Origin of the sequence: Pseudomonas syringae (assembly GCF_002157375.1) — a bacterium.
GTDB classification, from domain to species: domain Bacteria; phylum Pseudomonadota; class Gammaproteobacteria; order Pseudomonadales; family Pseudomonadaceae; genus Aquipseudomonas; species Aquipseudomonas syringae_T.
On the sequence record NZ_MTSA01000037.1, the window covers coordinates 1 to 14720 of the forward strand.

Annotated in this window: 7 protein-coding genes and 1 pseudogene; 2 read left to right on the forward strand and 6 right to left on the reverse strand. The window is 61.6% G+C overall.

The features are described 5' to 3' along the window. Nucleotides 1-1729, forward strand: a pseudogene (locus tag BW686_RS25690) (thioesterase domain-containing protein); the annotation flags it as partial. Nucleotides 1730-1985: 256 nt separating this feature from the next. Here BW686_RS25690 and BW686_RS25695 read toward each other — a convergent pair. From BW686_RS25695 to pvdM, 6 genes are all read right to left on the reverse strand, one after another. Continuing rightward, on the reverse strand, nucleotides 1986-4397 hold the full coding sequence (locus BW686_RS25695) for a TonB-dependent siderophore receptor (protein ID WP_086934845.1): 2412 nt from the start codon (nucleotides 4395-4397) through the stop codon (nucleotides 1986-1988). A 242-nt stretch (nucleotides 4398-4639) separates the two neighbouring features. Then, on the reverse strand, nucleotides 4640-6880 hold the full coding sequence (locus BW686_RS25700; protein WP_084920958.1) for a TonB-dependent siderophore receptor: 2241 nt from the start codon (nucleotides 6878-6880) through the stop codon (nucleotides 4640-4642). A 307-nt stretch (nucleotides 6881-7187) separates the two neighbouring features. Then, nucleotides 7188-8852, reverse strand: a complete 1665-nt coding sequence (locus BW686_RS25710) for a cyclic peptide export ABC transporter (protein ID WP_084920961.1) — start codon at nucleotides 8850-8852, stop codon at nucleotides 7188-7190. A gap of 64 nt (nucleotides 8853-8916) precedes the next feature. Beyond that, entirely contained in the window at nucleotides 8917-9795 is an 879-nt protein-coding gene (gene pvdO / locus BW686_RS25715) for a dihydropyoverdine dehydrogenase (protein WP_084920964.1), read from the reverse strand. 48 nt (nucleotides 9796-9843) lie between these two features. Beyond that, on the reverse strand, nucleotides 9844-11124 hold the full coding sequence (gene pvdN, locus BW686_RS25720) for a pyoverdine-tailoring periplasmic protein PvdN (RefSeq protein WP_084920967.1): 1281 nt from the start codon (nucleotides 11122-11124) through the stop codon (nucleotides 9844-9846). Further along, complete coding sequence (gene pvdM / locus BW686_RS25725) at nucleotides 11117-12511, reverse strand: pyoverdine-tailoring dipeptidase-like protein PvdM (protein WP_084920970.1); 1395 nt, start codon at nucleotides 12509-12511, stop codon at nucleotides 11117-11119. The genes pvdN and pvdM overlap by 8 nt, the downstream gene beginning before the upstream one ends. 180 nt (nucleotides 12512-12691) lie before the next feature. Here pvdM and pvdP point away from each other — a divergent pair, with 180 nt between their 5' ends. Next, nucleotides 12692-14326, forward strand: coding sequence for a pyoverdine maturation tyrosinase PvdP (gene pvdP / locus BW686_RS25730; protein WP_084920973.1), 1635 nt, complete (start codon nucleotides 12692-12694; stop codon nucleotides 14324-14326). Nucleotides 14327-14720 lie beyond the last annotated feature (394 nt).

Genomic DNA, 14720 nt, shown 5'->3' on the forward strand with positions numbered 1-14720 from the left:
CACGGACGACGTGCTCAGCGTGCCGATTGGTCGGCCTATCGACAACCTGAAAACTCACGTCCTCGACGACGGTTTGCTGCCTGCCGCGCAAGGTGTGGCGGCTGAGTTGTAGCTGGGCGGTGTTGGTTTGGCGCGTGGCTCTCACAACCGGGCGGCGCTCACGGCTGCATGTATTGTGCCCGATCCGTTTGATGCGCAGGGTGGGCGGCTTTTCCGCACCGGCGACCTTGCGCGGTATCGCGACGAGGGTGTTATCGAATACGCCGGGCGTATCGACCATCAGGTGAAGATTCGCGGCCTCCGCATCGAGCTGGGTGAAATCGAAGCGCGCCTGCATGAGCATGCCGCTGTGCGCGAAGCCAATGTCATCGACATTGACGGGGCTTCTGGCAAGCAACTGGTGGCGTATCTGGTACCGACTGACGCGGGTCAGGATTCGGAGGTTCTGCGCGACGCCTTGAAGCGGCACCTCAAGGCTCACGTGCCGGACTATATGGTCCCGACCTATTTTGTCTTTATTGATGTGATGCCGCTGACGGCCAACGGCAAGCTGGATCGTCGCGCGCTGCCAAAACCTGAAGTCAGCCAGTCGCAGCAGGGTTATGTCGCGCCGCGCACAGACTTCGAACAGCGTCTGGCTGCGCTGTGGCAGCAGGTGTTGCAGGTCGAGCGGGTCGGGTTGAACGACAACTTCTTTGCGCTGGGCGGGCATTCACTGCTGGCGGTTTCGCTGGCGGGGAGGATTCGCGAGACGTTCGAAGTTTCCATCAAACTGCATGATTTTCTGCTGATGCAGACGCTCGGTGAGTTGGCCGATTTTATGCGCGCTGACGAAGCCAGGGTCAAATCAGCCGTCATCGCCATGAATGCCCATCATTCGGACGCTGCGCCGCTGTTTTGTCTGCCACCGGGCGGCGGCGGGACGTACTCGTATTACCCGCTGGCCGGCCAGTTGAGCGACACGCGACGGGTGTACGGGCTGGTCAATAAGGCTTATGTGGTGCCGGGCTGGTTCGATACGTCCTGGCAGGAAATGGTCGATTATTACGTCGAGCAGATCCGTGCGACACAGCCGCGCGGGCCATACAACCTGCTGGGCTGGTCGATGGGCGGCGCCTTGGCCATCGAGGTGGCTCACGTGCTTGAACGTGACGGCGACACGGTGAGCTTCCTCGGGCTTGTGGACACGCAACTGCCGGCGTCGGTCGGTATGGTGTGGGTTGAAGAAGCCCCCGAAGTCACCGTGCAGAAACAGGGCGAAAACTATTACCGCAGCCTGATCAAAAGCCTGCAGGCGTTTGTGCCGGGTTTGCAGGAAGCATCGATTGTCGGCCTGATCGAAACGGCCCGGCAGTCGGTGTCCGGCGAGGGCGAAGTGATTGACTGGGTGGTCGACAAGGTGGCGCAGGAGGCCGGCATGAACGCCGACAACCTGCGCAGCATCTTCCAGGAAATCGCCGTGCAGGACGAGATCGAAACCGGTTACAAACTGCTGGAAGCCAACGCGCAGCTGAGCCAGGCGTTTACCCTGAAAAAACTCAACGTGCAGGCCGATTGCTGGTGGGCCGGCCAGAGCCGTGCGCCAGGGCAGATTGCCCGGGCTGAAGCGGTGCTGCTCGAGCAATGCTCGGTGAACGGGCTGCGCAGTTCTACGACGGTTGATCAACGGCATGACAACGTGGTGCTTGCTGAGGCGTTTCTGGAAGGGGTGGTGGCGCAAATGGTGTGATGCGGAGCGCCACGAATGGCACTCCCACCTGTAGGAGCGGACCGGGCGACGCTTCGCTTTTGTCGGATCTGCTGAGAAACGGCAGTAAATAGGGGGGCATACCAGCCCCCGTGGGAGCGGACTTGTCCGCGAAAGGGCCTATGCATCCTCCGAAAATATATCGTCTGAACTGCCGCCTTCGCGGACAAGTCCGCTCCCACAAAAGTGGATTGCCCCCAAGACCTGTGTCTAACTACAACTGGTCAGAGTCGCTCTGCTAAAAATCCCCGCGCAACGTCAGGACGTAGTTGCGCGGGTCGCCGTAGTAGTTGCCCCGGTCGATGTCGCCGGTCGCTTTGTAGTAGGTGCGATCCAGCAGGTTGTTGCCGTTGAGGGCCACCGACCAGTGTTCGTCGATTTTCCATGAGGCCCGCGCGTCCCAGATGGCGCGGCCGGGGTTGTCGATGGGCTGGGTCGACGCATGTGTCGAGTAGCCGCTCTGCGCCGACACACCGCCACCAACGGTCAGGCGACGCCAGGTGCCGGGCAGGGTGTAGCGGCTGGACAGGCGGACCATGTGCCGGGGTGTTTCTGCCGAGATCGATTGCCCGTCGCTGCCGCGCGTGAGGTTGAAGGTGTAACCGGCCAAGGTCTGCAATCCTGGCAGCGGTTCACCGCTGATTTCCATGTCGACGCCCTTGCTGCGCCGGATATCGCCATTGAGGTAGCAGGTGCCGTAAGCGTCGTTGCTCAGGCATTGGCCTGCATGGGCATCGTCCTCGATGGCGATGTCTTTCTGTTTCACGTAGAACAGCGCTAAGGACACGTTCAGGCGTTTGTCGAACAGCTCGCCCTTGATACCGGTTTCATGGCTGGCGCCGATGGCCGGGTCGAGAAACGCGCCGGATGCCGTTCGATAACCGCTCTGCGGCAAAAAGATGTCGGTGTAGCTGGCGTACCACGACCAGTCGCGATCCAGGTCGTAAATCACACCCGCGAACGGCGTAATCCGATTGTCTTCTTGAGCGCGAGTGGTGATGCCTGCGGACTGGCTCTGATAGTCATACCAACTGACTCGCCCGCCCAGCACCAGGCTTAATGACTCGGTAAGGCTCAAGCGCAGATGGCTGTAAACGCCATAACGCTTGTCGCTGTAGTCGGTGCTGCGCCAGGCTGGGCGCGCAGGTTCGGTAATCGCGTTGTGGTCCGGGTTGAAGATGTCCAGCGGCTGACCGGTGTTGACGGTGGCATAGCGCGAATCACGTTTTTGCTCGGACCCATTGCCGCCGACGGTTAACTGATGGGTCAAACCAAAGGCGTCGAAACGACCGTCCAGATGGCCGTCCACGCCGTCACTTTGAAGCGTGTCGGAGCGAAACAGGGTTTTGACCAGCCGTGAACCGGCCAGGCTCGCAGGGTCGATGCTCCCTTGTGCGTAAGCGACTTTCTGGTCGAACGCGCCATCGGAATGGGTCGCCGACAGCGTGCCGCTCCAGTTCTCGTCGAAACGGGTTTCCAGCTCGCTGAACACTTCGTCGGTGCGCGTCTGGTGACGGTTCCAGTTCTGGGCCAGCGAGGTGGAACGCGGCAGGTCGACAGCACAGCCGTTGCTGTAGCGGGGCAGGCCGAAAATCGAGAAGCCCTGGGTGTCCGCGCTTTGATGACGCAGGCCCAGGGTCAGGGTGGTGTCCTCGGTCAGGTCGGTTTCCAGAATGCCGTACAACAACGGTGCAGTCTTTTTCAGGCCGTCGATGAAGGCGCCACGGTCTTCGTAAGAGGTCACGAAACGCCCGCGCACGCTGCCCGAATCGTTGAGCTTGCTGCTGCCGTCCAGATCGACGCGGTACTGATCCCAACTGCCGGCGCGCGTCGTGATCGAGAACTGCGGCAGGGCGGTCGGTCGCTTGCGCACCAGATTCACCGCGCCGCCGGGGTTGCCCGCGCCGATCAACAGCCCGGCAGCACCGCGCAGCACTTCGACGCGGTCGTAGATCGCCATGTCCGGGGTCATCCAGCCGGTCACGCTGTAGCCCTGACCGGCCACGCCATCAAGGGTGTAGCTCTCGTCCTCCAGCACGAAGCCCCGCGAGCTGAACACATGCGAGCCAAAGTTGCGTTGCGAAAAGGTGATGCCGGGCGTCTGTGCCATCACCTCGTCTAGGCCGGTGAGGTTTCTGTCGTCCATCAGTTGACGGGTCATGACCGTGACCGATTGCGGGGTTTCACGCAGCGACTGTGACGTCTTGTTGATGCTCACACCCGTGGCGGCGTAGGCGCCGCGCCCCTCGGTGGTGATGCCGAACCGGTCGCCTTTGATCGCCACCGGTTTCAGGTTCATGGGCTGTGCGGAAGGGTCTGCGCCAAGCATCAAGGTGTTGGCCTCAAAGCTGTGCGCCACGTCGGCTTTTTTCAGCAGTTCCGCGATGGCCTGTTCAGGTGTCAGCCTGCCGTACACCGCGCTGCCGAACTTGCCGTTCACATCATCGGGGTTATAGAGAATTTGCAGGTCGCCTTGCCGCCCCAGCTCTTTCAGGGCACTGCTCAAGGCTTGCGCGGGAATGTCGAACTCGAACTCTTCAGCCAGGGCCTCGCCCTGAAAAGCCAGTGCCAGCACCAGCCCCATCTTGCCCAGACGCAGGCCACACGTTTTCACGCGCCCTGTGCGCAAGGGGCTGGAGGGTGATTGCATGGGAGGGATGGCTCTTTGAAATCGAGGGTGAAGGATAATGTATTTGCGGGTGATTGTTGGTATGCAGATGTTTGCTCGTTATACAAAAAATCTGTGGGAGCGAGCTTGCTCGCGAATAGTCCGGTGCAGCCCCGGGAACCAGGGTATTTGAACCATTGCTTTCGCGAGCAAGCTCGCTCCCACGGGAATTTCGATCACTCTGAACTCAGAGCATTGGCACGAGAAGTCGAGCCAGACTCAGATCAGAAATCACCCCGCAAGGTCAGGACGTAGCTGCGCGGTTCGCCGTAGACGTTGGAACGGTCGGTGGCGATCGAGGTGGTGTAGTACTTGCGGTCGAAGAGGTTTTCGGCGTTGAGCGACACCTTCCAGTGTTCGTCCAGCTTCCACGACGCCCGCGCATCCCAGATGGCCTTGCCGGTTACGCCCAGTGCCTTGTTGGATGGCACTTCATAGCCTGAATCCGCAGAAACACCTGCGCCCAGGGTCAGGCGGTTCCAGGCGCCCGGCAGGTTGTAGCTGGTGTTGAGGCGCAGCATATGCTTCGGCGTTTCGTAGGCGACATCCGAATCGCCGTTGTTGCGCAGCATGTTGAAGGTATAGCCGCCGAACACTTGCAGCCCCGGCAGCACTTCGCCGCTGGCTTCGACGTCAACGCCCTTGCTGCGACTGATGCCGTCCTGCAGATAGCAGGAGCCGTCGGAGCTGGTCGGGCACGTCGTAAGGTTGTCCAGAGCCGCGAGATCGACCGCAGCAACATCCTTCTGCTTGATGTAGAACAGCGCCATCGACAGGTTCATGCGCTTGTCGAACAGTTCGCCCTTGAAACCGGTTTCGTAGTTGGAGCCGATGGCCGGGTCCAGCGGCGAGCCGCCGGCAGTCACGTAATTGGCCTGCGGGGTGAAGATGTCGGCATAGCTGGCGTACCACGACCAACTGTCATTGATGTCGTAGATCACACCCGCGAACGGGGTAAATTCCTGGGTTTGCTTTGACTCGTAGTCGTTGGCCGCGCCGGTCTTGACGTCGTACGTGTAGTCGTACCAGCTCAGGCGAGTGCCCAGTACCACGCTCAAAGGTTCGCTCAGGTGAATGCGCGTGTTGGCGTACAGGCCCGCACGCTCCTCGGTCATGTCGATGTCGGTCTGCCAGGCCGGACGGACCGGTTTGGCGAACGCGTTCTGGTTGACGTCGAAGATGTTGATCGGGGTCCGTCTGGTCACGGTTACCTGACGCGTGTTGGAATCCTGCTTCGACCAGTCGGCCCCCAGCGTCACCTGATGCTCAAGGCCGAAAGCGTTGAAATTACCTTCCAGCTGACTGTTCAGGCCGACGCTGTCGACCTCGTCCTTGCGAAACAGCGTGCCCTGAAATGCGGGGCCTGCCAGCGTCGTGGGGTTTACCGTGCCTCGCGCGTAGGCAATATTCTGATCAAACCCGCCCTGCGAGTAGGTAAAGGACGTCCGGCTGGTCCAGTCCTCATTGAAGCGGTGCGCAACCTCGGTGAACACCTCGGTCATGTCGCTTTCGAGACGGTTCCACTTCTGTGCCAGGTTGGTCGAACGCGAAAGGCCCAGCGACTGACCGTTGCTGTAGCGCGGCAGGCCGTAGATCGAGTAGCCGTTGATGACCTGTTCCTGGCGACGCAGGCTCATGGTCAGTGTGGTGTCATCGCTCAGGTCGGCTTCGACAATGCCGTACAGCAGCGGTGTGCGGCTGTCGCGACCGTCGAGGTAGGAGCCGCTGTCGTCATAGGCCGCCACCATGCGCCCGCGCACCGTGCCGGAGTCGTTGAGTTTGCCGCTGCCATCCAGATCGACGCGGTACTGATCCCAGGAACCTGCGCGGGTGGTGATCGAAAACTGGTTGTCGGCGGTCGGGCGTTTGCGCACCAGATTGACTGCACCGCCGGGCTGGCCGGCACCGACCAGCAGGCCGGATGCGCCGCGCAGCACTTCGACACGGTCATAGATGGCCATGTCCGGCTGCATCCAGCCGGTGATCTGGTAGCCCTGACCGCCTATGCCGTCGACCAGAAAGCTTTCAGCCAGCAGCGAGAAGCCGCGCGAGGTGTACACGTGACCGCCGAAGTTGCGGTACTGGAACGTGATGCCGGGTGTGTCTTCCAGCACCTTGCTCAAGCTGTTGAGGTTGTTGTCATCCATGACCTGCCGGGTCACCACGCTCACTGACTGCGGTGTTTCACGCAGCGACTGCGGCGCGCCTTTGCCAATGCTCACTGCGCCCGTGGTGTACGAGCCGGTGCCGTCGGTGGTCGTGCCCAGGTACTGTGAGTCGATGGCTGTCGGGGCCAGGTTGACGGTGCCCGCCACGGTCGAACCCTCTGTGGCCGCGTCCTGTGCCTGACTGGCCACCGGCATGCAGAACGCAAGACCCACGGCGGCCATGCATGGCCGGGAGCGGAACATCTGACTGAGCATCAACGCTTTGCTGAGCGGGGTGAGACGTGACGGGTTGTGCATGAATTGGCTCTTTCCAGTGGGTATCGGCAAGGAGATTGAGAGCGTTGTTCAAGCCTGCGCAGTCGTTTTCAGCCGTCGACCGGGCAGGTGAGAGCAACTTTTTTATAAAGCTCCGCGCGGGGACAGGGCTGTGCGCGCAGTTCGCTGTTAATGAGAACGAAAGCGATTAACGATTATTTAATGAATTTTTCACAAATCCCGAAAAAAGATGGCGCTTAGCTATCCAGTCAGGTCGGGCGTGGCTCCGTCGGGCAAGAAAAAGCCCCGCTCGCGGACAGGCCGGGCGGGGCGTTTCAACGTCGATGAGTCAGGCGTGAGCGGCTTCGTCTTGCACCTGCTCGACGTCAATGCGGCCCGCCTGCATGCGCACCAGTTGGTCGGCGACAGAGAAATAGCGGTCGTCGTGAGAGATCACGATGATGGTCTTGCCCTGCTGCTTCAGTTCCGGCAGCAGTTCGGTGTAGAACACGCGGCGGAAGGCGGGGTCCTGATCGGCTGCCCACTCGTCGAAGACCAGCACCTGGCGCTCGTCCAGCCAGGCATTGATCAATGCCAGACGCTTGCGCTGACCGGTGGACAGGTCGGTGGTGGTGAAGGCACCGTCCTTGATGCTGACCTTGTGTGCGATGTCCAGACGCTCCAGATATTTGCCGGCGTCTTGCGGCAGTGCAGCCTGGCCTTGCAGCGGCTCATCGAACAGGTAGTAATCGGCAAAGATGGTGGTGAACAACTGGCGGTAGTCGTCGAGGTTTTCCGGGGTGACGGCCTCGCCATTCAGGCGGATCTCACCCTGTTGCGGTGTGTACAGGCCCAGCAGCAGTTTGATCAGCGTGGTCTTGCCGCAGCCGTTCTCGCCTACGATAAACACGATGTCGCCCTGTTTGATGCTCAGGTCCACCGGACCGAGGTGAAAGGCGTCGCCGCCGTCGACCGGCGGGTAGTCGTAGCGCAGGTTGTGCAGTTCCAGGGTCTGCATATTGGCCAGTGCGGTGGGGCGGTCGCTGACCAGCAGGTGCGGCTCGGGGTTGGAGAATTTCCATGACAGCTCGGCAATGCGGCGCATGGCGATCTGCGCGCGGCTGATGCCGGGCAGCGCAGTAATCAGTCTTTCCAGCGGGCCTTTCATGTACAGCATCACCAGTACGAAGCCGCCCAGCACGGTCTTTTCAGTGGTCGGCCACATGGCCTGGAAGGCGATGGCCATGCCGATCACGGCAAAGAACAGCATCGAGCCGAAGGTTTCGGCGCTGACGAAGATGTTGGCAGCGCGAATGTTCGAACGGCAGATGGTTTCGGTGGCGCCGTGAATTTTTTCGTCGAGCATGTGCTGGCGGCGTTTGCGCTGAATACGCAGTTCCTTGGCGCCTGCGGACAGTGCCTGGTAGTGCTTCTGCAAGTCGTCTTCGCTGTTGCGCGCCGCTAGAATACTGCGCATGCCGAACGCATGGGCCAGGTATTGCGCGCCAGTGCCGAGCACAACGGTCAGTACCGTCAGCGCCAGAATCTGCCACGACAACAGCGCCAGGTAGGCCAGGCAGCCGAGGGTGACGGTGAACGAAATCACCATCGGCGCGACCGACAGGGCGAAGGTGCTGATGGTGTTGACGTCGTTGAGCAGCACCGGAATCAGGCGGTGCGAGCGATAGCGCTCCAGTTGCGCGATGGGCGCGACCAGCACCTTGGCAGCCAGCTCGCGGCGCAGATTGGCGACCACACGTTGGCCGACATAGTTGGTCGACAGGTTGGACAGCGTCGAGCAGGCCAGGGTCAGCACGCACAGCCCGGCGAACAGCCATGCGGTATAGGCGTCCGGCCCGCCGGGCATGTTCAGCGCATTATTGATGGTGGCCAGCAGGCCGGTGACGCTCAGGCCACTGACGATCCCCAGCACCGTCGACAACGCCACCAGCCACCAGAACGGTTTGAGGATCCTCAGGGTTTCCCGGGCGAGGCTTTCAGTTTTGCGGGTCATGGTGTGTCTCGTCAGTGTCCGTGAGTGCGGCCTGCCTCAATGCAGGGCGCGCGCATGAAGTCCGTTACAGGTCGCGAGCGACCCGGAAGCCCAGCCAGTCGCCACGTACGTCGGGCTGACGGCTGTTGCGATTGCCGGAGCGAGAGAAGATCGGCGCTTCGGTCCAGTCATTGCCGCGAATCATCTTCCAGGTGCAGTCACCGGCCAGCCACTCGCTGCCGTCGGTGGGGGCGCCGTTGTAGTGGCTGGTTTCGCAATCGGCGGTCCATTCGTAGACGTTGCCGTGAGCGTCGTAGATGCCGAAAGCGTTCGGGCTGTAACTGCCCGCCGGCGCCGTGTAACTGAAGCCGTCTTCCGGGCCGTAGGTGTTGGCGTGTTTGGCGATGCTGTACGGCTTGCCTTCATCCATCGGGAACGGGAACGAACCCTGGCTGCCGCCGCGTGCCGCGTATTCTCGCTGGGCTTCGCTGACCATGTGGTAGGGCTGGCCGGTTTTCTTCGACAGCCATTCGACGTAGGCCTTGGCCTCGTTCCAGTCCATGCACACCGCGGGCTGGCGCGCGGTCATCGGGTAGCGTGGCTTGCCGGCCTTGCACTCACGGCCCGGCCGGGTGTCGCCGTCCGGCATTTTGTAACCGGAGCTTTTGATATAGGCGTCCCATTCGCCGGCCAGTACCTGAAACTGGCTGATGGCGAACGGTTTGGCGAAGGTCACGTCATGCAGCGGGCCTTCGTCCGGCTGGCGGCCCATTTCTTCCTCGGGCGCGCCCATGGTGAAGGTGCCCGCAGGCAGCACGACCATTTCCGGGCAATCCTTGCAGTCCTTGAACACTTTTCCTGGCGCGTGTACCGCTGCGGAAGCGGTTTCGGGCGCAGCGGCGAGGGCGGTGTCGCAGAGCACCAGGCCGAGCACGGCGGAAAGGGACAGCAATGTTTTTTTCATGACGGGTCTCGATAGAAAACGGAAAACAGGTAATTCAGTGCGTACGCGTCAGGCGCGCTGGCTGAGCAGCGCCATGAAACGGTCGATTTCGGCTTCGTTGTTCAGCAGCCCCGGTGCGGTGCGTATCACCGGGCCAACGTCGCGGCTCACGGCGTCAACGACCATGCGCTGCTTCATCAGCCAGGCCGCCACGTCGTCGCATGACTGCCCCTTGATCCGGAAAAAACTGAAACCCGCCGACAGCGCAGGGTCCATCGGGGTCACCAGCTCGACATTCGGTTGCGCTTGAAGACGCTGCTTGAGGTCGCTGTTGAGTTGATGAATACGTGCCTGAACGTCGGCTTTGCCCAGTTGCAGGTGCAGCTTGAATGCCTCGTTCAGCGCCCAGCGATGTTCGAACGAGTGATAGCCACCGGGCGTCATGATCGTGCTGAAACCGGTGGCTTCCGAGAACGTCGGGATCAGCGGAGTGAGGTCTTTGACCTGCTCCGAACGGGCGCAGACAATCCCGGTGCCGCGCGGGCCGAACATCCACTTATGGGTGCCGGCGACATAGAAGTCGCACTTCATGTCCGGGAAATCCAGGTTCTCGACGCCAAACCCGTGTACACCGTCGACCACGTACAGAATGCGGTCCTTGTCGTCGCGGTTGCGGTTGTGTTCTTCGACCAGATCACCAATGGCGCCAATCGGCAGTTTCACGCCGCTGCCGGACTGCACCCAGGTCATGCCCAGCACCCGCGTTTTGGGCTGAATGCTGCGCGCGATGGAGCCGATGATTTCGTCCGCCGACACGCTGGCCGGGTCCTTGAACAGGCGAATCTTGCGCACCTGAGTGCCTTCGCGCTGTTGACGGAATTTAAGAATGTCGCGGGTGCAGGAGTGTTCGTGCTCGGTGGTCAGGATTTCCTGATCCGGGCGCACCTGCAGGCCGCCGTAGATGATCGCCAGCCCTTCGGTGGTGCTGCCGGTCAGGGCGATCTGGCCGGGTTGGGCGTTCAGGTATTTGCCCGCCCAGACACGGACCTCATGTTCACGGCGCTCGGTTTCTCCCAGGTCCCAGTCCATCGCCAGACCGGGGTTGCGGTCGATGTGCGCGCGATGCTGCTCGATGGCCTCGCGAACCGGTCTGGGGTGCGAGGTCACCAGAAAATTGGAAAAGTGGACGTAGTCGGGGTCTTGATCGAACAGCTGTTTCAGACGTGTCCATTTGTCTGCAGAGGTCGGTGCGTGTACGGATGCCGTGGCCGCTGACGCAAGACTTGCGCTCAGTGGCAAGGCTGCGGCCAGCACGCCGGCCTGCTTGAGAAAGGTTCTGCGGTCAGTCATGAGCGGTTTCGCCTGATGTTCGGGGGGCGGCGTTCGAAAGGTTCGTGGGTTTCACCGCCGGGCGCGCCGAAGCCTGGACCTGCTCCCAGACGCGCAGGAAATTGCCGCCCCAGAGTTTGGTGATATCGGCTTCGGCGTAACCGCGCTCGATCAGCTCGGCGGTCACGTTGCGGATTTCGCTGACGTCGTTGAAGCCTTTCACGCCGCCGCCGTCGTTGAAGTCGGAGCTGATGCCGACATGGTCGATGCCGATCTTCCTGACCGTGTAGTCGATGGCGTCGACAAAATCCTTGACCGTGGCCTTGGGTTCCTCTTCAAGGATCGCGTACAGCTTGCTGGCGTAGGCTCCGAAGCGTTGCTCCGGCCAGACGGTGATGATCGGGTCGCCGGGCATCAGCGCCATCGCCAGGTTCGGCAGCGGCGGCAGGTCGAAGTCCTTGCGCAGGGCGTTGAGCTTGTCCTGGGTCTTCTGGCTCAGCGGTTTCAAATAGGCGGGGAAGGCCACGACCTGCACCACGCCGCCGCTGTGTTTGATGAGCTGCATTTCTTCGTCACTGAGGTTGCGCGGGATGTCGACCAGCGCGCGGGGTGCCGAGTGCGAGGCAACCATCGGCGTGCGGCTCAACTGACTGACCTGCAGCAGCGCCTTGCTCGACATCTGCGAGACGTCGATGATGACGCCCAGATCGTTGAGGCGCTGCACGGCCTGCTTGCCGATCTCCGACAGGCCGCCCAGCGCGTCGGGCGTGTCGTTGAGGAAGGGCAGGGGCCGCGAAGAGTCGGCCCAGCTGTTGTTACCGACGTAGCTGAAACCGAACATGCGCATGCCGCGCGCGGTCCAGTGGTCCAGCAGGCTCAGGTCTTCGCCCAGCGGGTAGGCGTTGAGCATGCTGATGAAGATCGCAAACTTGCCTTCGCCATGCAGGCGGCGCATGTCGTCCGGGGTGTAGGCGATGCCGACCTGATGGGGGAAATCGCGGACCATGCCGGTAATGATCTTGTAGCGCACTTCCTGCTGATGGCGTGCTTCGTCGACAAAACCGGGTGTCGGGCGGTGCGGTGCGTTATCGCCGTTCCAGATTTCCGGCCAGCCGAACACCGTCAGGGCGGCGCCGGAGAGGCGTCCGCGTGCGGTTTTCACCAGGTCGAACTGCCCCGAACCGTCCTTGTCGGCCTCGTTGCCCTCGCTGCCGAATTTCATGGGCACGGTGATGTGACTGTCGAAGGAAATGATCCGCTCTTGCAGGTCGTCGGCCTGCTTCATGATTTTCACCGGGTAAGCGGCCGGCAACCCGTAATGCCAGACCAGAAAACCCGCACCTGCACTGATGGCCAGTGCCAGCGGCAGGCCGATGAAGAGAGCCTTTTTCCAACGCGGTCTTGTCATTTCCGTCTCGTTTAGATTAACCGTGTACAGCCTGCCAAGGCCGTTGCTATCTGGTGGAGAACGAGCGGATCGGCAAAAAATTTAGCGCAGGGTGCCGTGTGCAGGCGTTGGGCTAAATTTGCCTGCCGGTTTTACGTTCTAGCTTGGATAACGGCGGTCTCGGGTTGGAACAGGTAGGCAATGACGATTTCTCGACGAGGGTTCATGGCAGGGCTGGCGCTGACCGGCGCGGCGCTTCCGGCTGCCTATTACGCGCACCGGGAATTCACCCGTGTCGAAGAACCTGTGACGCCGGGCGAGGCCACGGCCGGGCCTGCGGACGCCTCCACTCAGCGACTGGCCGACAAGCTGCGTGGCGTGTGGACCCTGCGTTTCGAGGGGCGCGATGCCGGGCTGCGCGGCGCGCCGCTGGAAGGTCTGGAAATGTTTCTCGACATTGCCTCACGTGGACGCGGCGTGCGCGGTTACATCGACACGGCCGAACACTTGCGCGGCGATGCCATGCCCCGCTTTCGGGTGATCGGCGACCTGCAGCCGGCCAACGCGGCAAAACTCTACCTGCGGGTCATGGACGGGCATGCCGCGAATGATCCGCACAGCGACACCCCGGATTACGAATTCAGCCTGACCCTCGATGAGGTGTGGGGCGCGTTCGGCAACGCGGGCAGCGGCACGTTGAGCGGGCGTATTGAGCGACTGGACCGGCCGCTGGCCCTGCCGGAACTGGAAAGCCGTCTGATCGCGATCAAGCAGGTGTTTCCGGAGGCGCGGGAGCGGGTGGGGCTAAGCCCGCCGTTTCTGGCCTGGCTGGTTTCCAGGGAGCATCGACTGTTTCACCAGCTCTGGCATGCGTCTCGGGATAAATGGCACAAGCTGCCTGAAGACAAGCGCGACGCCTTGCGCGGCATCGGCTGGCAGCCGGGGCCGCGCGATCAGGAGCGTGATGCCCGTGGCCCGCACAAGGACCGTAACGGTTCGGGTGAGGATTTTTTCTACATGCACCGGCACATGCTGATTCAGGCGCGCAAGATTCAGGACCTGCCGTCGTGGCCGCGTTTTCCATTGCCGCAGCCGGAACTGGAGCGTGACCGGCAGGGTTTTGCGCGCTATTTCGATAATCACGATGGCTGCGCGTTGCCCCCCAACTGGCTGGCGCAGGGTGATGAGGAATACACGCAACTGGTCAGCGACATCAAAAGCCACGAGACCTACCACACGCATTTTCAGGTGTGGGAATCGCAGTACCGCGATCCGCGTTTTCTGTCGAAGCTGACGTTGGGGCAGTTGGGTTCGCAGGTCGAACTGGAGCTGCACGACTGGCTGCACATGCGCTGGGCTTCAGTCGCCCGCGACCCGGCCAACGGCCAACCGGTGCCGATGGCACGTCGCTCGGATGACTTCGCCGAGCGCTGGTTCGAGCCGGAAAACGACTTTCTGGCTGACCCGTTTTCATCCCATGTGAACCCGGTGTTCTGGATGTTCCACGGCTGGATCGACGACCGCATCGACGACTGGTTCCGCGCCCACGAGCGTTTTCATCCGGGCGAAGTGAAACGCCTGGAGGTCAACGGCGTGCCTTGGTTCGCACCGGGCCGCTGGGTAGGCGTCAGCGACCCGTGGCTGGGGCCGGAAACCCACGGTTGCAGCACCGTGCCGGGCCAGGCTGCGGGCACGACCATGGAGATGGACCCGGAGGTCATGAAGCTCGCGCTACGAATTACTTTCGCTGCGGATGACAAACTCAGCAACCTGCTACGCCGCGTGCCACGCAGGCCGTGGTATGCACGCAATCTGTTGCCGGAGAGATGGTTTTAGCGAACGGTGACGCGTGCCGAAGCGCATCGCGACAGTTTCTCGCCCATGCTCAGCGTTATACACACATCCTGTGGGAGTGAGCTTGCTCACGAAAAGGCCGGTACAGCCCCCCGGAGACAGGTCGCTTGAACCATTGCCTTCGTGAGCAAGCTCACTCCCACAAAGGGCTATGTCCATACTGATGCCGTGGTTTCATGCCCCTTGCGAGCAGTGATGCGTGTCGAAGCGCATCGCGACGGTTAGCGCTCATCGTCATATAAAAACCGGACTGATTCTTGTGCCCATGCTCAGCGTTACATACACATCCTGTGGGAGTGAGCTTGCTCACGAAAAGGCCGATACAGCCCCCGAGACAGGTCGCTTGAACCATTGCCTTCGTGAGCAAGCTCACTCC